A 17,828-nucleotide genomic window follows, 5' to 3' on the forward strand; every position below is an offset into this window, starting at 1 on the left:
CCGCCGCACTGATTCGAGGACGAGACAGATGGAATCATTCGCAGCAGATCTCGCCACGTTGGTGCGGACCCCGCTCGGGGACGATCATGTCGCCGCCATGCGCGCCAAGGGCCGCGAGCGCTCCATCGAGGCGGGCGAGATCGTCGTCACTCCCGGCGCGCCGATGGATGCGTTTCACTACGTTCTCGAGGGCGAGATCGAGGCGTTCGATCCCGTCACGGACGAGCGCTACGGCGGCGCGGTTCTCGGGCCGGGCCAGTTCACCGGCGATCTGGGCTTCCTGACGGGCGCCAACGCGATCCTCGGCAACCGCGCGACGCGGGTCGGGCGTATTCTCGCCGTGCCGCGCGCCGACATGCTGCGCCTCATGTCCGACATGCCCGAGATGTCCGATATCGTCGTCACCGTCTTCGCCGCGCGCCGCCGCCGCATGGTCGAGACCGAGAAAGCCGGCATCGCCCTCATCGGCGTAGATCAGAGCCGCGAGCTGCGCGCCCTGGCCGCCTTCGCCGGCAGAAACCGCCTGCCCTGCCGCGAGATCGAACTCGGCACGGACGAGGCGCGCCGGCTGGCCGAAGCCTGCGGCGCCGAGCCGGGCAAGCCGATGGCGATGCTGGGCCGCGACCAACTGGTCGAGCCGGCGACCCCCAAGCGCCTCGCGCAGCTTCTGGGCATCGATCTCGGCCTACCTGATGACGAGGTGCTCGACGTGCTGATCGTCGGCGCGGGGCCCGCGGGCGTTGCGGCGGGCGTCTATGCCGGCGCGGAGGGGCTGAGCGCGCTTGTGCTCGAGGACACCTCCATCGGCGGGCAGGCAGGCACATCGAGCCGGATCGAGAACTACATGGGTTTTCCCACCGGCATCTCCGGCGCGGATCTCGTGGGGCGGGGCGAAATTCAGGCGATGAAATTCGGCACCCGCTTCGCCATGCCGCGCCGCGCCGTCTCGCTCACGCAATGCAGCAAGCGGCTCTTTCACGTCACGCTCGACGATGCGCGCCAGGTCAGCACCCGCGCGCTGGTGATCGCGACCGGCGTGCAGTACCGCCGCCTTCCGTGGGACCGCCTCGAGGACTTCGAGGGCGCGGGCCTCTACTATGCCGCCACCAAGAGCGAGGCGCGCTTTTGCGAGGGCCGCGAGGTGGTGGTGATCGGCGGCGGCAATTCGGCGGGCCAGGCGGCCATGTTCCTATCGCGCACGGCAAGCCATGTGCATGTGATGATCCGAGGGGACAGCCTCGCCGCATCCATGTCGGACTACCTGTCGAGCCGGCTCGAGGCCACGCGCAACATCACGCTTCACCGCAGATCCGAGGTGCGCGCGCTCCACGGCGGCGAGGCGCTCGAGGCCGTCACAGCCAGCATCGACGGAGAGGAGCGCCACATGGAGATTTGCGGCCTCTTCGTGATGGTGGGCGCCGCGCCCAACACGGGCTGGCTCTCGGATCTCGTGGCGCTCGACGACAAGGGCTTCGTGCAGACGGGCGAGGCGGCGGGGCAGGACTTCCCCTATGCCACCTCCTGCCCCGGCATTTTCGCCGTGGGCGACGTGCGGGCGGGATCGGTCAAGCGTGTGGCGAGCGCGGTCGGCGAAGGCTCGGTCGTGATCGGCCGGATCTGGGACCACGTGAACGCGCCCTAGCGCAGCTTCGGCACCGATCCCGGCGGCGCGCGCATCTCGAGCCCCACCTTAAAACCGCGCCCGATCCGGTGCGCCAGCGCGGACCAGCGCCGCGCGGTCTCCTCGTTCAGTTCCTCGGCCAGCACCTCGTCGAAAAGGTCCAGCCAGACCGCGAAATGCTCGGGCTGCACATCCTGCGCGGCCTTGTGCACCTGCATCGGATTGCCGTCATACACCCGCTCGCGCAGGATCGCGTTGGCCCAGAAACGCGCGATCTTCTCTTCATGCGCGGGCCAATCGCGAACATGCGCGGCGAAGACCGGACCCAGAACCGGATCGCGCCGCACCCGCGCATAGAAGCGCGCGACGACGCGGGCGATCTCGTCCCGGCTCACGTCGAACTGGGCCAGCGGATTGGTCATGATGGTGTCTCCTTCGCCCTCTGGACGCGGGGCGGCGGCGCCCCTATAACGCGCCCATGATGCGTTTCATTGCGATCATCATTCGAATTACATGCCCGGCGCTCTGAGACCTGAGCCGCCGGGACAAGGCGTTCGAGCCATTCGCGCCGCCCCCTCATATCCAAGCCAAGACCCGAGATAAAGGACGCCCGAAATGTGCGCCGATACCGTCGATACCACGCCTGAATACAAAGACACGCTGAACCTGCCGCAGACCGATTTCCCGATGCGCGCGGGCCTGCCCAAGCGCGAGCCGGAATGGCTGGCCCGCTGGGAGGAGATCGGCATCTATGACCGCCTGCGCGAGAAGGCCGGGAGCCGTCCCCCCTTCACGCTCCATGATGGCCCTCCCTATGCCAACGGCCATTTGCATATCGGCCACGCCCTGAACAAGATCCTCAAGGACATGGTGGTGCGCAGCCAGCAGATGATGGGCCGCGATGCCCGCTACATCCCCGGCTGGGACTGCCACGGCCTGCCCATCGAGTGGAAGATCGAGGAGCAGTACCGCGCCAAGGGCCTGAACAAGGACGAGGTCGATATCGTCGATTTCCGGCAGGAATGCCGCAAGTTCGCCGATGGCTGGATCGATGTGCAGCGAAACGAGTTCAAGCGTCTCGGCGTCACCGGGAAATGGGAGAAGCCGTACCTGACGATGGACTACCGCGCCGAGCGGATCATCGCGGAGGAGTTTCAGAAATTCCTGATGACCGGCACGCTCTATCAAGGCTCCAAGCCCGTGATGTGGTCGCCGGTCGAGAAGACCGCGCTGGCCGAGGCGGAGGTCGAGTATCACGACAAGGAAAGCTTCACGATCTGGGTGAAGTTCGCCGTGTCCGGCTCGGACGATCTAGAGGGCGCAAACGTCGTCATCTGGACCACGACCCCATGGACGATCCCGTCGAACAAGGCGGTCGTCTACGGCGCCAATTATGACTACGGCCTCTACGAAGTCACCGACACGCCCGAAGAATGCTGGGCCGCGCCCGGCGACCGGTTCCTCCTGGCCGACAAGCTGGCGGGCGAGGTGTTCAATCGTGCCCGCCTCGAAGAAGGCATGTGGAAACGCCTGCGCGGCGTTCCGGCGGACGAGCTTGCGGGCCTCTCGCTCAAGCACCCTCTCGCCGGTAGTGATGGCTCGAACGGCGAATGGGACGCTCCCCGCGATTTCCGCGCGGCGGGTTTCGTGACCGACGAGGAAGGCACCGGCTTCGTCCACTGCGCGCCGTCGCACGGCATGGAGGAATTCGAGCTCTACCGCGATCTCGGCCGCCTTCAGGAAGTCATCACCTACAACGTCATTGACGATGGCAGCTTCCGCGAGGATCTTCCCTTCTTCGGTGGCACCTTCATCCTCGACCGCAAGGGCAAGGAAGGGAACGCCAACAAGGCCGTCATCGACAAGCTGACCGAGGTCGGCGGCCTTCTGGCGCGCGGCAAGATCAAGCACAGCTACCCGCATAGCTGGCGCTCGAAAGCGCCGATCATCTACCGCAACACGCCGCAATGGTTCGCCGCCATCGACCGCCCGGTCGGCGACGGGCAGGACACCTACGGCAAGACGATCCGCGAGCGCGCGCTGACCTCCATCGACGAGCTGGTGACATGGACCCCGCAAAAGGGCCGCAACCGCCTTCATGCGATGATCGAACAGCGCCCCGACTGGGTGCTGTCGCGCCAGCGCGCCTGGGGCGTGCCGCTCACCTGCTTCACCCGCAAGGGCGCCAAGCCGACCGACCAAGACTTCCTTCTGAAGAACGAGGAGGTGAACGCCCGCATTCTCGAGGCCTTCGAGGCCGAGGGCGCGGATGCCTGGTACAAGGACGGCGCCAAGGAGCGCTTCCTTTCGGGCATCGTGGACCCCGAGGAGTGGGACAAGGTCGATGACATTCTCGACGTGTGGTTCGATAGCGGCTCCACCCACGCGTTTGTGCTGCGCGACCGCGAAGACGGCTCTGAGGACGGTCTGGCGGACCTCTATCTCGAGGGCACGGACCAGCATCGCGGCTGGTTCCACTCGTCGATGCTGCAAGCATGCGGCACGATGGGGCGCGCGCCCTATCGCGGCGTGCTGACCCACGGCTTCACGCTGGACGAGAAGGGCAACAAGATGTCCAAATCGGTCGGCAACACGGTCAGCCCCGAGGATGTGACCAAGCAATACGGCGCCGACATCCTGCGCCTCTGGGTGGCCCAATCGGACTATACCGGCGATCTGCGCATCGGCCCGGAAATTCTCAAGGGCGTGTCGGACAGCTACCGCCGCCTGCGCAACACGATGCGCTACCTGCTGGGCGCGCTCGCGCATTTCGAGGAGTCGGACCGCATCGCGCCGCATGAGATGCCCGAGCTCGAGCAATGGGTGCTTCACCGCCTGGCCGAGCTCGATACCCGCGTGCGCGAAGGCTATGCGGCCTATGATTTCCAGGGCGTCACGCAGGCCCTCTTCAACTTCTGCACGCTGGACCTCTCGGCCTTCTATTTCGACGTGCGCAAGGACGTCCTCTATTGCGACGGCGACAGCACGCGCCGCCGCGCGGCGCGCACCGTGCTCGACCTCTTGTTCCATCGCCTGACCACCTGGCTCGCGCCGGTCATGGTCTTCACGATGGAGGAGGTCTGGCTCGAGCGCTTCCCCGGCAAGGGCTCGTCGCTGCACCTTCAGGACATGCCCGAGACGCCGCAGGACTGGCTGAACCCGGATCTCGCCGCCAAATGGGCGGGCATCCGGCAGGCGCGCCGCGCGGTCACCGCCGCGCTCGAGATCGAGCGCACGAACAAGGTGATCGGCTCGTCGCTCGAAGCGGCGCCGAAGGTGCATGTGGCCGATGCAGGCCTGCGCGAGGCGCTCGCTTCGGTGCATTTCGAGGATGTCTGCATCACCTCGGCCATCGACATCCGCGAGGACGCGGCCCCCGAGACGGCCTTCCGCCTGCCCGAGACGGACGGGATCGGCGTCGTCTTCGAAAAGGCCCCCGGCCAGAAATGCATGCGCTGCTGGAAGATCCTGCCCGATGTCGGCACCCACACGCATCCCGGCACGTGCAAGCGCTGCTCCGAGGCGCTTGGCTGACGAAAAAACCGGGCGCGGAATTTCCCTTTCGCGCCCGGCTTCATCTTGGCACAAATACTCTCGCCGAAGGCGTCCTGCCCGGCCATGATCGCAAAGGCCACGCCATGACGCACGACCGCCGCAACGCGCCCCTCTCGCCCGCGACCCGCCTCGCCCAGGCGCTACATCATCTCGAGGAGCATACCGGCGCCGTCACCCCCACGATCCAGCCCAGCACGACCTACGCGCGCGGCGCGGATTACGGCCCGAGGCAGGCCTATATCTACCGGCGCGACAGCAACGAGACGACCGAGCTCGCCGAAGCCATGATCGGCGATATCGAGGGCGCCGCCTCCACGCTGCTTTTCGCGTCGGGCATGTCGGCGGCCAATGCGGTGCTCGAGGCGCTGCCGATGGGCGCGCATGTCGTCGCGCCCTCGGTCATGTATCACGGCGTATTGCACCAGCTGCGCAAGCATCACGCCAGCGGGCGGCTCGAGGTCGATTTTCATACCGTCGGCGATCTCGATGCGATGCGCGGTCTCATGCGCCCCGGCGTCACCGCGCTGGTCTGGGTCGAGACGCCCAGCAATCCCGACTGGACCGTCACCGATATCAAAGCCGCCGCCGAGATCGCGCATGGCGCGGGCGCGCGGCTCGTCACCGATTGCACCGGCACGCCGCCGCCCTACTGCCGCGCGCTGGATCACGGTGCGGATATCTCGTTTCATTCCGCCACCAAGTATCTCGGCGGGCATTCGGACGTCACCGCAGGCTCGCTCGCGACGCGCGGGGCGGGCGCGATGTGGGACGAGATCGCGAGCATCCGCACGCTTCACGGCACCGTGCTGCACAGCTTCGACGCGTGGCTCCTGATTCGCGGGATGCGCACGCTCCCGCTGCGCTACGAGCGTCAGACCGCCAGCGCCAGCCGCATCGCGCAGCAACTGGCCCTTCATCCGCAGGTCGAAAAGGTGCTCTACCCTGGCCTGCCGGACCATCCCGGCCACGACATCGCCCGCCGTCAATGCGAAGGGTTCTTCGGCGGCATGCTCTCGATCATCACCAAGGGATCCGAGCAGACGGCCATCGATACCGCCCGCCATTGCCGGCTTTTTTACCCGGCCACATCGCTCGGCGGCGTCGAGAGCCTGATCGAGCATCGCAAGACCGTCTCCGGCCCCGGCTTCGATGTGCATCCGAACCTTCTGCGCCTCTCGATCGGCATCGAATCTCCGATGGATCTGATGGCCGATCTCGACGCCGCGCTTGCCCTCGCGGCAGGTTGAAAGGGCGGAGTGAACGGAGGCGCCGGACGTGCGGGCCCACTTGCCCTTCCCGGACGAGAGCCCATATAAACGCGCGATCCCGAACCAAGATGCAGGCAATCGCATGTCGCTCGATTTGAAAGATGTGGTTTCCCTTTCGTCGGAAACGCTGCGCGAAAACGACGTCTTCGCGCATGCGATCAAGCATAGCCGCTTGCCGCTCTGCATCACCGATCCGACCAAGCCGGACGAGCCGATCGTCTTCGCCAATCGCGCGTTCTGCGATCTGACCGGCTATGAGGAAGCGGAATTCATCGGCAAGAATTGCCGGTTCCTGCAAGGCCCGGACACCTCGCGCGCGAGCGTCGCGGCGATCCGCGAAGCCATGGCGGCGCGGGAGGTGACGATGATCGAGATCGTGAATTACCGCAAGAACGGTGAGAAATTCATCAACGCGCTCCAGATCGGCCCCATCTACGACGAGGAGGGAGAGCTGATCTTCCGCTTCGGCTCCCAGCTCGACATCTCGGAGGCGCGCGAGCGCGAGCGCAAGGAATCCGAGCTGCGCACCGCCGAACTGCTGCACCGCCTCAAGAACATCGTCAACGTGATGAGCGTCGTCATCAAGATGACCGGCCGCAGCGAGACCGATCCCGAGCAATACAGCGAGAAGGTGATCGAGCGCCTCGTCGCGCTCGGCCAGACGCATTTCGATACCCTCACCACCGAGCGCCCCCGCCAACTCGAATTCGAGCATCTGGCGCGCACGCTCCTGCTTGCCTATGCGCCGCTCGGAGACAGTCAGGTCAAATTCGAGGGCGCGCCGGTCGAGCTGACCGGCGACATGGTGACGTCCCTCACGCTTCTGCTCCACGAGCTTGCCACCAACTCGGTCAAGCACGGCGCGCTCGGCAGCGAGACGGGACTGGTCGCGCTGACCTGGTCGAAGGACGAGGACGACGTTTTTCACATGACATGGCGCGAGCATGGCGGCCCCGCCGTCACCGCGCCCGAGCGCGAAAGCGGCGCGGGCATCGTCAGCCGCCTGATCGCGGCGTCGAACGGCGCTCTCGATTTCGACTGGCAGCCCGGCGGGCTGGTCGTCACGCTCAATCTGCCGATCGACGAGGATTGAGCGCCGCCTCGGAGACGTTTTTCCTTGGCCGTCGCTTGAGCCGACCGCCCGCGTGCAGTAGCCATGAGGCTCGGGCGCAGCGCAGCACAAGGACCGCATATGGCATTCACTATCGCGATCGACGGGCCTGCGGCGGCAGGCAAGGGCACGGTCGGGCGCAGGCTCGCCGCGCATTTCGGCTTCGCCCATCTCGACACGGGGCTGCTCTACCGCGCGACCGGGCGGCGCATGCTGGACGGCGAAGGCCCCGTCGAGGCGGCGCAGTCGCTGCGCCCGGGCGATCTGGACGCGCCCGGCCTGCGCACGCCCGAGGTCGGACAGGCCGCGAGCCGTGCCGCCGCCCTTCCCGAAGTCCGTCAGGCGCTGGTGGATTTCCAGCGCGCCTTCGCCGCCCGCGCGGGCGGCGCCGTGCTCGACGGGCGGGACATCGGCACGGTGATCTGCCCCGAAGCGGATGTGAAGCTCTACGTCACCGCCACCGACGAGGTGCGCGCGGCGCGCCGCCTCGCCGAGCTGACGGCCTCGGGGCACGATATCGGATATGACGAGGTGCTGGCCGATCTGCGCCAGCGCGATGCGCGCGACAGCGCCCGCGCCGCCGCCCCGCTCAAGCCCGCCGAGGACGCCGTGAGGCTCGACACCTCCAAGCTGACGATCGAGGAGGCCGTGGCCGCCGCCATCGCCGAGGTCGAGCGGGTGCAGCGCGGCTAGGGCCCGCCCTTGCAAAGCGGGGCCAATGCCCGTATACGCGCGCCTGTCACCAAGGCGACATACATCGCGACTCCGAACGAGACCGAGCAGGGCCCGGCAAGACCCGTGGCCTCTTTCGGCATTTCGCATGCCGCCTGACCAAATTCACCCCAGACCGGCGGAGACAACCGCACGGCCCGAATAGAATCGTATAAAGGAACCCGAGACCACATGGCTCAAGATACATCGATGGAGGAATTCGAAGCCCTCCTGAACGAAAGCTTCGAAATGGACACGCCCGAAGAGGGCACGGTCGTCAAAGGCAAGGTCATCGCAGTCGAAGCGGGCCAGGCCATCATCGACGTCGGCTACAAGATGGAAGGCCGCGTCGATCTGAAAGAATTCGCCGATCCCGGCGAGCAGCCCAACATCAAGGTTGGCGACGAAGTCGAAGTCTTCCTGCGCTCGGCCGAGAACGCGCGCGGCGAAGCTGTCGTCAGCCGCGAGATGGCGCGCCGCGAAGAAGCCTGGGATCGCCTCGAGAAGGCATATGCCGCTGAAGAGCGCGTCGAAGGCGCCATCTTCGGCCGCGTCAAGGGCGGCTTCACCGTCGATCTCGGCGGCGCCGTGGCCTTCCTGCCCGGCTCCCAGGTCGATGTGCGCCCCGTGCGCGACGCCGGCCCGCTCATGGGCCTCAAGCAGCCGTTCCAGATCCTCAAGATGGACCGCCGCCGCGGCAACATCGTCGTCTCGCGCCGCGCGATCCTCGAAGAGAGCCGCGCCGAGCAGCGTGCCGAAGTCATCGGCAAGCTCAGCGAGGGTGACAATGTCGACGGCGTCGTCAAGAACATCACCGAATACGGCGCCTTTGTCGATCTCGGCGGTGTGGACGGCCTGCTGCACGTCACCGACATGGCATGGCGCCGCGTGAACCACCCCTCCGAGATCCTCGCCATCGGCGAGACGGTCAAGGTGCAGGTGATCAAGATCAACAAGGAAACGCACCGCATCTCGCTGGGCATGAAGCAGCTTCAGGAAGATCCGTGGGATCTCGTGGCCGCCAAGTACCCGCTCGAGTCGACCCACACGGGCCGCGTGACCAACATCACCGATTACGGCGCCTTCGTGGAGCTGGAGCCCGGTGTCGAAGGTCTCGTTCACGTCTCGGAGATGTCCTGGACCAAGAAGAACGTGCATCCCGGCAAGATCGTCTCGACCAGCCAGGAAGTCGAAGTCATGGTTCTCGAGATCGACCAGGCCAAGCGCCGCGTGTCGCTCGGTCTCAAGCAGACCATGCGCAACCCGTGGGAAGTCTTCGCGGAGACGCATCCCGAGGGCACCGAGGTCGAGGGCGAGGTCAAGAACATCACCGAATTCGGTCTCTTCATCGGCCTCGAAGGCGAGATCGACGGCATGGTTCACCTCAGCGACATCAGCTGGGACGAGCGTGGCGAGGACGCGATCCAGAACTACCGCAAGGGCGACGTCGTTCAGGCCGTGGTTTCGGAAGTCGACACCGAGAAGGAGCGTATTTCGCTCTCGATCAAGAACCTCGGCGGCGACAAGTTCGCCGAAGCGGTCGGCGGCGTGAAGCGCGGCTCGATCATCACCGTGACCGTGACCTCGATCGAGGATGGCGGCATCGAGGTGGAATACGAAGGCATGAAGTCCTTCATCCGCCGCTCGGACCTGAGCCGCGACCGCGCCGAACAGCGCCCGGATCGTTTCTCGGTCGGTGACAAGGTCGATGTGCGCGTGACCAACGTGGACTCGAAATCGCACCGTCTGGGCCTCTCGATCAAGGCCCGCGAGATCGCGGAAGAGAAAGAGGCCGTCGAGCAGTATGGCTCGTCCGATTCGGGCGCGTCGCTGGGCGATATCCTCGGCGCGGCGCTGAAGTCCGACAAGGACTGATCCCGCCGGATCATCGAATGACGAAAGGCCCCGCGGGACACCGCGGGGCCTTTTTCATGTGCGCTCGCCGCGGCTCAGCCCTGCGCCGCGATGATATAGGCGGCGTAGCCCCCGAGCATCGCCGCGCCCATGATCCGCCCGACCGATGCCCGCAGCAGCAGGAGCGCGGTCAGCAGGAGCGACACGCCGATCATCACCGGCAGATCGAAGCCGAGAAAGCGCGGCGCCACCGGAATGGGCGCGATCACGGCGGTGACGCCGAGGATGCCGAGCACGTTGAAAATGTTCGAGCCGATCACGTTGCCGATGGCGATGGCCGATTGCCGCCGCACGGCCGCGACGACCGAGGTCGCGAGTTCGGGCAGCGACGTGCCTACCGCGACAATGGTGAGGCCGATGAAAGCTTCGGAGAGGCCGAAATCCTCGGCGATGGCGACGGCCCCGGTCACGAGAAACCGCGCGCCCAGCATCAGCACGGCGAGACCGCCGCCCAGCCACAGAAGCGCGCGGGGCGCGGCCATCGGCGGTGCAAGATCGGCCTCGTCCGGCGCCGCATCGCCCGGCTGAAGGTAAGCCCAGACGAGATAGCCGACGAGCGCCGCGAAAAGGCACGCGCCCGCCAGCCGCCCGACCTCGCCCAGCGCGAAGATCGGCACCAGCGCCAGCGCTGCCGCCACCATGACGGCGGTATCGCGCCGCAGCGTCGCGCCCGCCACCGCGATGGGCCAGATCAGCGCCGTGGCGCCGACGATCAAGAGCACGTTGGCGATGTTGGAGCCGACGACATTGCCGAGCGCCACGTCCGGCACGCCGCGCAGCGCCGCATCGACCGACACCAGAAGCTCGGGCGTCGAGGTGCCGAAGCCCACGACGGTAAGACCTATGACGAGCGGAGAGATCGCCATGCGCCGAGCCAGCCCGACGCTGCCGCGCACGAGCGCATCCCCGCCCAGGAAGAGACCGAGAAGGCCGAGGGCGACATAAAGATAATCCATGACTGCGAGGGCTCCGTGCCGGTGATCGCTTGCAAATGCGAACGCGGCGACCCCTCTGCAAGGTCCGGACGAAATTGTTTTCTCGCGCGCTCAGGCGCTGCGCTTGCCGTAGTAAAGCCCGACCACATGCTCGGCCTCGGCGAAGAAGAGCCAGCGGGAGGCGGCGATGCCCAGAACATGGCTCAGCACCGCGAGGCCGGCGGTCAGATGGCCTCCCGGCAGGCCCAGAAGCATGACCGGCAGCACATAGCCGAAGCTGAGCGCGAGGATGCGCAGCTTCTTCGCGTGGCGGCGGCCGACGACATGGACGAACTCGCGCAGGAGGTAATTCGTGCCGGTATGCGGCGGCTCGAAGGCGCGCGGCGTCCCGATGGAGCCGAGACCGGTCGCCGTCTCGAGCGAGGTGCCCGACCGCGCGAGCGCCCCGTCGCCGCGCACCCACCACGCGATCTGAACGAGGGCCGCGACGGGCAAGAGCAGGATCGCGAGATAGAGTTGCCCGGCAAGGAGCGCGCCGCCGGTGAGGGAAAGCGTGAGGTAGAGCGCCGGCGTGAGCCAGCTGCGCCAGCGCGGCACCGTGCGCATCTGCGCGTAGATCATCGCCGTTGCGTAGACCGTGCCGACCGAGAGCGCCGCCCCCAGCCAGCCGAGCGGCGCCCAGCGCGCGCCCCAGAAGACCAGCCCCGCCCCGTAGAGCGCCATCACCACAAGCGCCGCGACCGCCGCGCAGCCCTCGCGGCTGAGCCAGCTCGTCCGCCACTGGCTGAACGCCTTCAGCGCGCGTTCCGGGTGGCCGAGATGGAAGGTCGAGGCGAGCAGCCCGCCCACGGCCAGCACATAGGCGATGGCGAAGAAGACGAAACCGACCCAGCCCGTCGGCGCGATGATCCCCGCGCCGAGCCAGAAGAGCAGGCCGAAGCCGAGGCCCGAGAGCGTGGTGAAGATGATGACGGACGGGGCGGGATGCATGTCAGACCTTGGAAAGCGCGCGGTCGAGCCACGCGACGAAGCCGCGCTGCCCGGTCATGGGCGTGTCGAGGAAGGGGGCGAGGATGTCGGTCTCGTCCGGCTCCGCGCCGTGCTCGAGCGTGTCGCGCGGGCGCGGCGGCAGATACTTGTTGACCGGCTTCGTGCCCTGCTCGGGCATCAGATCGAAGCCGCCGCGCTCGGCGGTGAGGCGGCTGACATGGCTGTCCGGGTCGGCGAAATCGCCGAAATGGCGGGCACCCGCAGGACAGGTGCGCACGCATGCCGGCACGCGGTCCACCTCGGGCAGGTTCTCGTTATAGATGCGATCGACGCAGAGCGTGCATTTCTTCATCACCCCCTCGGCCGCATCCATCTCGCGCGCGCCGTAGGGGCAGGCCCAGGCGCAGAGACCGCAGCCGATGCAATCGCTCTCGTTCACCAGAACGATGCCATCCTCGGCGCGCTTGTAGCTGGCGCCGGTGGGGCAGACGGTGACGCAGGGCGCATCCTCGCAGTGAAGGCAGGATTTCGGGAAATGAACGAGCTGCGCCGCACCCGCCTCGGGCTGAACCTCGTAGCTGTGCACGCGGTTGAGAAAAGTGCCCGAGGGCTCGGCGCCGTAAGGCTCCTGATCGCTGAGCGGCGCGCCGTAATTCTCGGTATTCCATCCCTTGCAGGAGATCACGCAGGCATGGCAGCCGACGCAGGTATCGAGATCGATCACGAGGCCCATCTTGCGGGGCGTGTCGGGCGGCAGGGCGGTCATGTTTCGGCGCTCTCCGGCGCGGCGGACCGGGGCTCCGCCCCGGACCCCGGGATATTTGCTGCAAGAAGAACGGGGGCGGGGCGCGCCGCGGCCTTGTCGCCCCATGTGGCGATGAACCAGATGAAGGATCCAAGGACGAGCGCCACGAAGAGAAGGATCGCGAGAAGGGTGCGCTGCGGTCCGCTCATCGGCCCACCTTCCATGCGAGCTGCGTGGGGCCTTCGCCCACGGGAGAGGCCTGCGCGCCCATGACGGGGTGGGCCTCGGCGGGGGCGGGCACTTTCTCGATCTTGACGCGCAGATCGAACCATGCGGCCTGGCCGGTGATCGGATCCGAATTCGACCAGCGCAGCCCGTCGCCCTTCGGCGGCAGCAATTCGTGGATGAGGTGATTGAGCAAGAAGCCCTTCGTCGCCTCGGGCGCGTCCTTGCCGAGCGCCCAGGCGCCCTTGCGCTTGCCGATCGCGTTCCAGGTCCAGACGGTATGCGGGTTGAGCGCGGCCATATGCGCCACGGGCACCGTGATCTCGCCATGCGCGGAGGTGACGCGCGCCCAGTCGCCATCGGCGAAGCCGTGCCGCTCGAAGAGGCGGGTCGGCAGGTAGAGCGGGTTATGCCCGTGGATCTGCCGCAGCCATGCGTTCTGACTGCCCCAGGAGTGATACATCGCCATCGGGCGCTGGGTGAGCGCGTGGACCGGGTATTCGGCCTCGTCCACATGGCCGTCTTCGAGCGGCGCATACCAGATGGGCAGCGGCTCCATCGTGGCCTTGATGCGCTCGCGCAGGTTATCGGGCGGCTGGCGTTCGCCATGACCCTCGGCGGCGAGTTGGAAGCGGCGCAGCGGCTCCGAATAAAGCTCGAAGAGATAGGGCTGGGGCGCATCGAAGATGCCGATCTTCACCGCCCAGTCCTGATAGCCCATGTTCCACGGCTTGAAGTATTGCGCCTCGTCGGGGATGTGCTGAACGCAGAAGCCGCCGTTCTTGATGTAGCTGTCGAGCTGCGCCTCGTTCGGCGCGCCGCGCCCGTGGGTGAGACCCGTCTCGCCCATCCGCCAACCGGCGAGCGGGCCGATGCCCGGCTTGCGCTCGTGACGGGTGATGTAGTCGGCGTAATCGCTGTAGCGCTGGCTGCCATCCTCGTTGGTGAAGCCCGGCAGGCCCAGCCGCGCGCCGAGATCGCAGAGCACCGACTGGAAGCCCCGGACGTCCCGATCCGGGGCGACCACGGGCCAGCGGATCGCATCGGCGGCGCCGTTCGGCTCGGAGATGGGCCGATCGAGCAGCGAGATGCAGTCGTAGCGCTCGAGATAAGTCGTGTCGGGCAGGACGAGGTCGGCATAGGCGACCATCTCGCTGCTGTAGGCGTCCGAATAGATGATGCGCGGGATCACGTAATCGCCGTTTTCGTCCGTGTCGGTCAGCATGCGCATCACGCCCGCCGTGTTCATCGACGAGTTCCACGCCATGTTCGCCATGTAGAGCATCAGCGTGTCGATCTTGTAGGGATCCCCGGCATGGGCATTGGAGATGACCATGTGCATCAGGCCATGCGCGCTGAGCGGGTTTTCCCATGTGAACGCCTTGTCGATGCGCGCGGGGCTTCCGTCGGGCCTCAGGCAGAGGTCTTCGGGACCCATCGGATAGCCCAGATGCGGCCCGTCGAGCGGCTTGCCCGGAGCGGTGTTGCTGTGGGGGCGCGGGTGGATATGCGCGGGCTTGGGATAGGGCGGCTTGAAACGCATGCCGCCGGGCACCTCGACGCTGCCCAGAAGGATTTGCAGCACATGCAGCGCGCGGCAGGTCTGGAAGCCGTTCGAATGGGCCGAGATGCCGCGCATCGCGTGAAAGCTGACGGGCCGGCCGGTCATGGTCTTGTGCGTCTCGCCACGGAAATCGGTCCATTCGCGCTCGAGCGTGATGGCCTCGTCGAAGGCGACGCGGGCCAGCTCGGCGGCGATCGCCTTGATCTTCCGCGCGGTGATGCCGCAGCGTTCGGCCACGGCCTCGGGGGCGTATTGCGGATCGAGATAGCGCTCGGCCATCAGGTGCATCACCGGGCGATGCGTGACGCCCGCCGCGCGGTGGGCGCTATGCAGATCGGGGCGGACACCCTTCGCGTCGAAGGCCGCGAGCTTGCCGGTGTTGCGGTCGATCACCTGCGGCTTGCCTTCGCCGTCGCGCAGGAAAAGCCCATGCTCCGGCGATTTCGGATCGCCGTTCACCAGCACCGGCGCGTTGGTGTAGCGCGCGAGATACTCGAGGTCGATCCGGCCCGTCCGCATCAACTCGTGCACCAGCGCGAGGATGAAGAGGCCATCGGTCCCCGGCGTGATCCCGACCCAATCGTCGGCCACCGCGTTATAGCCCGAACGGATCGGATTGACGCCGATCACCCGCGCGCCGCGCGCCTTGATGCGGCCGATGCCCATCTTGATCGGATTGCTGTCATGATCCTCGGCGACGCCGAAGAGCATGAAGAGCTTGGTATGCTCCCAGTCCGGGCTGCCGAACTCCCAGAAGGCGCCGCCCATCGTGTAGATGCCCGCCGCCGCCATGTTGACCGAGCAGAAGCCGCCATGCGCCGCGTAATTCGGCGTGCCGAAATTCTGCGCCCAATAGCTCGTGAAGCTTTGCGACTGATCGCGCCCGGTGAAGAAGGCCAGCTTTTCCGGCGCGTCGGCGCGCAGGGGGGCGAGCCACTCTGCGGCGAGCGAGAGCGCCTCGTCCCAGCCGATCTCCTCGAACTCGCCGGAGCCGCGCGGGCCGGTGCGCTTCAGCGGGGCGCGCAGGCGGGCGGGCGAGTTGTGCTGCATGATCCCGGCGCTGCCCTTGGCGCAGAGAACGCCCTTGTTGATCGGGTGGTCCCGGTTGCCCTCGATATAGGCGACCTTCTTCTCGCCGTCCGCGCCCTCCTTCATGTGGACATTGATGCCGCAGCGGCAGGCGCACATGTAGCAGGTCGTGCGGCGCACCTCGTCCGAGACATGCGGGCTGAGGTCGAGATCTGGCTGGCGATGCGGCACGGGCGGCGCTTGGCTTTCTGTCGGGGCCTTGGGGGCGACGCACAAGACGGCGTTCCAAGGCCGGGCTGGGCGGCGGGATCGGGTTTTGTCTGCGCCGATTAAAGCAGAACAATCATCCGCTTGTCACGGATGATCTGTCCCCTGCGGCGATCCATCCGGCGGCCGAAGTTCAGCCCCAGCCTTCGGTGAATTCGTCCACATGCCGCCGCTCGCGGCGCGCGCGGAACTTGCGCCAGCGCGCCCAGATCCCCCAGGCGAACGCTGCCAGCAGCGTCAGCAGGATGATGTTGAACCACGGGATGATGCGCACATCGGGGCCCGCCACGGGTTTGACCGAGATGGCGTTGGGGTAGATCGACAGGAATTCGCTGCGCCAGCCGTAATGCCGGATCGAAACCCATTGCGCGACGCTCGCGCTGCGCGTCGAGACGAGATCGGATGCCTCGGCCTGAAGATTGGCCGTGTCGAACTTGAAATAGGGCGGCCAGCCCCAGCCGGTATCCTCGTTGCGGTAGATCATCGGCTCGTTGTCGGCGCGGAAGGTCTGAATGAAGAAGACGTCGCGATTGGTCGGCGCACCGGTCTCGGCGCTGGGGGGATTGGCCCAGAAGAACGGGTAGTCGAAATCCTCGCGCGTCTCGTAGGTGTCCGTGATGCGGACGATATCGTGCTGCGGCAGCGTGTAGTGCAGGAAGGCGAGGACGATCGTCCAGAACACACCCCAGAAAACCCATTTCACGTAGACCATCCCTGCCCCTCTCAGTTGAAATTCGTCAGGTAGACGACAATCGCCACCACCGTCACCGGCACGACGTAAACGCCGAAGATCAGTTTTCGACGCAAGGAGCCGTCATATTCCTTGAGCCCCGCCTCGACGAAAGCGTCCCGATCGCCCGGCTTGCCCTGCACCAGCCATTCGGCCTCCAGCTTGCCGCGCCGCACCTGCCGCGAGTAGATCGACAAGATGATGTAGATCACCGTCAGGATGATCCCGCCGAAGAGGATGAGCTTCAAGAGTGCGGCCATGATGCCTCCCGGTTCCGTGTGCCTTGAGGCATATGTAGGGCGAAACGGCGGGATTTGGAAATGCGATGTGTCCCGATGGCCGCCGCGCACGAAACCGGCGCCGGGCAGCTTGAAAATGCCCCCCGGCGTTCGGACTTATGCTAGGGGTGCCCGGACGCATCCGGATCGCGGCGCGGTCCACGGTACAAGAGGAAAGACGCAAGACAATGACAGCCAAGCCTTTGCATTCCGGGGTCAAGGCGTTGCTGGAGTTCGGCCCGCTCGTCGGCTTCCTCGTCGCCTACCTGATCTTTCGGAACGAGACCTTCAGGGTCCTCGGCACCGACTACACCGGCTTCGTCGCGGTGACCGCGGCGTTCATTCCGGTATTCCTCGCCGGTATCGGCGCGCTCTGGCTCCTGACGGGCAAGGTCGCGAAAATCCAGATCGCCACGGCGGTGATGGTCGTTCTTTTCGGCGGCCTCGGCGTCTGGATGAACGATCCCAGCCTCTTCAAGATGAAGCCGACGGCAGTCTATCTCCTGCTCGCCTTCATCCTCGGCCTCGGCCTCGTGCGGGGGCAATCCTGGCTGGAATACATCATGGACGACATGGTCCCGATGACCGCCAAGGGTTGGAATATCCTCACCAAGCGTGTGACCCTCCTCTTCCTCGCATCGGCGGCGCTGAACGAGCTGGTCTGGCGCACGCAGTCGGAGAAGTTCTGGGTGCTGTTCGAGACGCTTGCGATGCCCGTCCTGATCGCGATCTTCTTCATGACGCAGATCGCGCTCTTCGTGGATCATGCGAGCATGAAGCCGGAAAAACCGAAGAAACGGCGCCGGAAGAAGGCATGATGCGCCGCGGCGTCACGAAAAAGGGCGGCCCGTCACGGGCCGCCCGTCTCGCTCACCGATCCGGCCG

Annotated in this window: 15 protein-coding genes; 7 read left to right on the forward strand and 8 right to left on the reverse strand. The window is 66.4% G+C overall.

The window, feature by feature from the left end:
* The first annotated feature begins 28 nt into the window (after positions 1 to 28).
* Positions 29 to 1,642, forward strand: a complete 1,614-nt coding sequence (locus ACGRVM_RS13960; RefSeq protein WP_377172625.1) for an FAD-dependent oxidoreductase — start codon at positions 29 to 31, stop codon at positions 1,640 to 1,642.
* Here the strand turns inward: ACGRVM_RS13960 and ACGRVM_RS13965 are convergent.
* The gene (locus ACGRVM_RS13965) at positions 1,639 to 2,043 is read right to left on the reverse strand and encodes a group III truncated hemoglobin (RefSeq protein ID WP_377172624.1); all 405 of its coding nucleotides are present in this window, start codon (positions 2,041 to 2,043) and stop codon (positions 1,639 to 1,641) included. The two genes, ACGRVM_RS13960 and ACGRVM_RS13965, sit on opposite strands and share 4 nt — an antisense overlap.
* Before the next feature lie 193 nt (positions 2,044 to 2,236).
* On the opposite strand from ACGRVM_RS13965, the gene ileS reads away from it, so the two are divergent.
* The 5 genes from ileS (at position 2,237) to rpsA (ending at position 10,141) form a co-directional block, all read left to right on the forward strand.
* Entirely contained in the window at positions 2,237 to 5,155 is a 2,919-nt protein-coding gene (ileS, locus tag ACGRVM_RS13970) for an isoleucine--tRNA ligase (protein WP_377172623.1), read from the forward strand.
* 104 nt (positions 5,156 to 5,259) lie between these two features.
* On the forward strand, positions 5,260 to 6,423 hold the full coding sequence (locus ACGRVM_RS13975; protein ID WP_377172622.1) for a trans-sulfuration enzyme family protein: 1,164 nt from the start codon (positions 5,260 to 5,262) through the stop codon (positions 6,421 to 6,423).
* Positions 6,424 to 6,526: 103 nt separating this feature from the next.
* Entirely contained in the window at positions 6,527 to 7,537 is a 1,011-nt protein-coding gene (locus tag ACGRVM_RS13980) for a PAS domain-containing protein (RefSeq protein ID WP_377172620.1), read from the forward strand.
* Between the two features lie 99 nt (positions 7,538 to 7,636).
* Positions 7,637 to 8,248: a (d)CMP kinase gene (locus ACGRVM_RS13985; protein ID WP_377172619.1), complete on the forward strand. Its 612-nt coding sequence runs from the start codon at positions 7,637 to 7,639 to the stop codon at positions 8,246 to 8,248.
* Positions 8,249 to 8,428: 180 nt separating this feature from the next.
* On the forward strand, positions 8,429 to 10,141 hold the full coding sequence (gene rpsA / locus ACGRVM_RS13990; RefSeq protein ID WP_377172681.1) for a 30S ribosomal protein S1: 1,713 nt from the start codon (positions 8,429 to 8,431) through the stop codon (positions 10,139 to 10,141).
* A 74-nt stretch (positions 10,142 to 10,215) separates the two neighbouring features.
* On the opposite strand, the gene ACGRVM_RS13995 is transcribed toward rpsA, so the two are convergent.
* The 7 genes from ACGRVM_RS13995 to ACGRVM_RS14025 all read right to left on the reverse strand — a co-directional run bounded on the left by ACGRVM_RS13995 (position 10,216) and on the right by ACGRVM_RS14025 (position 16,925).
* Positions 10,216 to 11,136, reverse strand: coding sequence for a calcium/sodium antiporter (locus ACGRVM_RS13995; protein WP_377172618.1), 921 nt, complete (start codon positions 11,134 to 11,136; stop codon positions 10,216 to 10,218).
* 90 nt (positions 11,137 to 11,226) lie between these two features.
* The gene (locus ACGRVM_RS14000) at positions 11,227 to 12,105 is read right to left on the reverse strand and encodes a dimethyl sulfoxide reductase anchor subunit family protein (protein WP_377172617.1); all 879 of its coding nucleotides are present in this window, start codon (positions 12,103 to 12,105) and stop codon (positions 11,227 to 11,229) included.
* 1 nt (position 12,106) lies between these two features.
* Positions 12,107 to 12,871, reverse strand: coding sequence for a 4Fe-4S dicluster domain-containing protein (locus ACGRVM_RS14005; protein WP_377172616.1), 765 nt, complete (start codon positions 12,869 to 12,871; stop codon positions 12,107 to 12,109).
* The gene (locus ACGRVM_RS14010) at positions 12,868 to 13,059 is read right to left on the reverse strand and encodes a hypothetical protein (RefSeq protein ID WP_377172615.1); all 192 of its coding nucleotides are present in this window, start codon (positions 13,057 to 13,059) and stop codon (positions 12,868 to 12,870) included. Before ACGRVM_RS14010 ends, ACGRVM_RS14005 begins: the two co-directional genes overlap by 4 nt.
* The gene (locus tag ACGRVM_RS14015; RefSeq protein WP_377172614.1) at positions 13,056 to 15,899 is read right to left on the reverse strand and encodes a molybdopterin oxidoreductase family protein; all 2,844 of its coding nucleotides are present in this window, start codon (positions 15,897 to 15,899) and stop codon (positions 13,056 to 13,058) included. The genes ACGRVM_RS14010 and ACGRVM_RS14015 overlap by 4 nt, the downstream gene beginning before the upstream one ends.
* Positions 15,900 to 16,068: 169 nt before the next feature.
* A complete protein-coding gene (locus ACGRVM_RS14020; RefSeq protein WP_377172613.1) occupies positions 16,069 to 16,647 on the reverse strand; it encodes a DUF1523 family protein in 579 nt (192 codons plus the stop codon).
* 11 nt (positions 16,648 to 16,658) lie between these two features.
* Positions 16,659 to 16,925 carry a hypothetical protein gene (locus ACGRVM_RS14025; protein WP_377172612.1) on the reverse strand — a complete coding sequence of 89 codons (267 nt, stop codon included), beginning with the start codon at positions 16,923 to 16,925 and terminating at the stop codon, positions 16,659 to 16,661.
* A 206-nt stretch (positions 16,926 to 17,131) separates the two neighbouring features.
* On the opposite strand from ACGRVM_RS14025, the gene ACGRVM_RS14030 reads away from it, so the two are divergent.
* Positions 17,132 to 17,761: an inner membrane-spanning protein YciB gene (locus ACGRVM_RS14030; RefSeq protein ID WP_377172611.1), complete on the forward strand. Its 630-nt coding sequence runs from the start codon at positions 17,132 to 17,134 to the stop codon at positions 17,759 to 17,761.
* The last annotated feature ends 67 nt before the right edge of the window (positions 17,762 to 17,828 follow it).

It is taken from the genome of Roseovarius aquimarinus, assembly GCF_043661195.1.
In the GTDB taxonomy this organism is placed as follows: Bacteria; Pseudomonadota; Alphaproteobacteria; order Rhodobacterales; family Rhodobacteraceae; genus Roseovarius; species Roseovarius aquimarinus.

What these genes read in the sequence shown, in the direction of transcription:
- ACGRVM_RS13965 (WP_377172624.1), bottom strand. Translation starts at nt 2,043, where the DNA reads ATGACCAATCCGCTGGCCCAGTTCGACGTGAGCCGGGACGAGATCGCC.
- ileS (WP_377172623.1), top strand. Translation starts at nt 2,237, where the DNA reads ATGTGCGCCGATACCGTCGATACCACGCCTGAATACAAAGACACGCTG.
- ACGRVM_RS13980 (WP_377172620.1), top strand. Translation starts at nt 6,527, where the DNA reads ATGTCGCTCGATTTGAAAGATGTGGTTTCCCTTTCGTCGGAAACGCTG.
- ACGRVM_RS14025 (WP_377172612.1), bottom strand. Translation starts at nt 16,925, where the DNA reads ATGGCCGCACTCTTGAAGCTCATCCTCTTCGGCGGGATCATCCTGACG.
- ACGRVM_RS13975 (WP_377172622.1), top strand. Translation starts at nt 5,260, where the DNA reads ATGACGCACGACCGCCGCAACGCGCCCCTCTCGCCCGCGACCCGCCTC.
- ACGRVM_RS13995 (WP_377172618.1), bottom strand. Translation starts at nt 11,136, where the DNA reads ATGGATTATCTTTATGTCGCCCTCGGCCTTCTCGGTCTCTTCCTGGGC.
- ACGRVM_RS13985 (WP_377172619.1), top strand. Translation starts at nt 7,637, where the DNA reads ATGGCATTCACTATCGCGATCGACGGGCCTGCGGCGGCAGGCAAGGGC.
- ACGRVM_RS14030 (WP_377172611.1), top strand. Translation starts at nt 17,132, where the DNA reads ATGACAGCCAAGCCTTTGCATTCCGGGGTCAAGGCGTTGCTGGAGTTC.
- ACGRVM_RS14005 (WP_377172616.1), bottom strand. Translation starts at nt 12,871, where the DNA reads ATGACCGCCCTGCCGCCCGACACGCCCCGCAAGATGGGCCTCGTGATC.
- ACGRVM_RS14010 (WP_377172615.1), bottom strand. Translation starts at nt 13,059, where the DNA reads ATGAGCGGACCGCAGCGCACCCTTCTCGCGATCCTTCTCTTCGTGGCG.
- ACGRVM_RS14020 (WP_377172613.1), bottom strand. Translation starts at nt 16,647, where the DNA reads ATGGTCTACGTGAAATGGGTTTTCTGGGGTGTGTTCTGGACGATCGTC.
- ACGRVM_RS14000 (WP_377172617.1), bottom strand. Translation starts at nt 12,105, where the DNA reads ATGCATCCCGCCCCGTCCGTCATCATCTTCACCACGCTCTCGGGCCTC.
- ACGRVM_RS13960 (WP_377172625.1), top strand. Translation starts at nt 29, where the DNA reads ATGGAATCATTCGCAGCAGATCTCGCCACGTTGGTGCGGACCCCGCTC.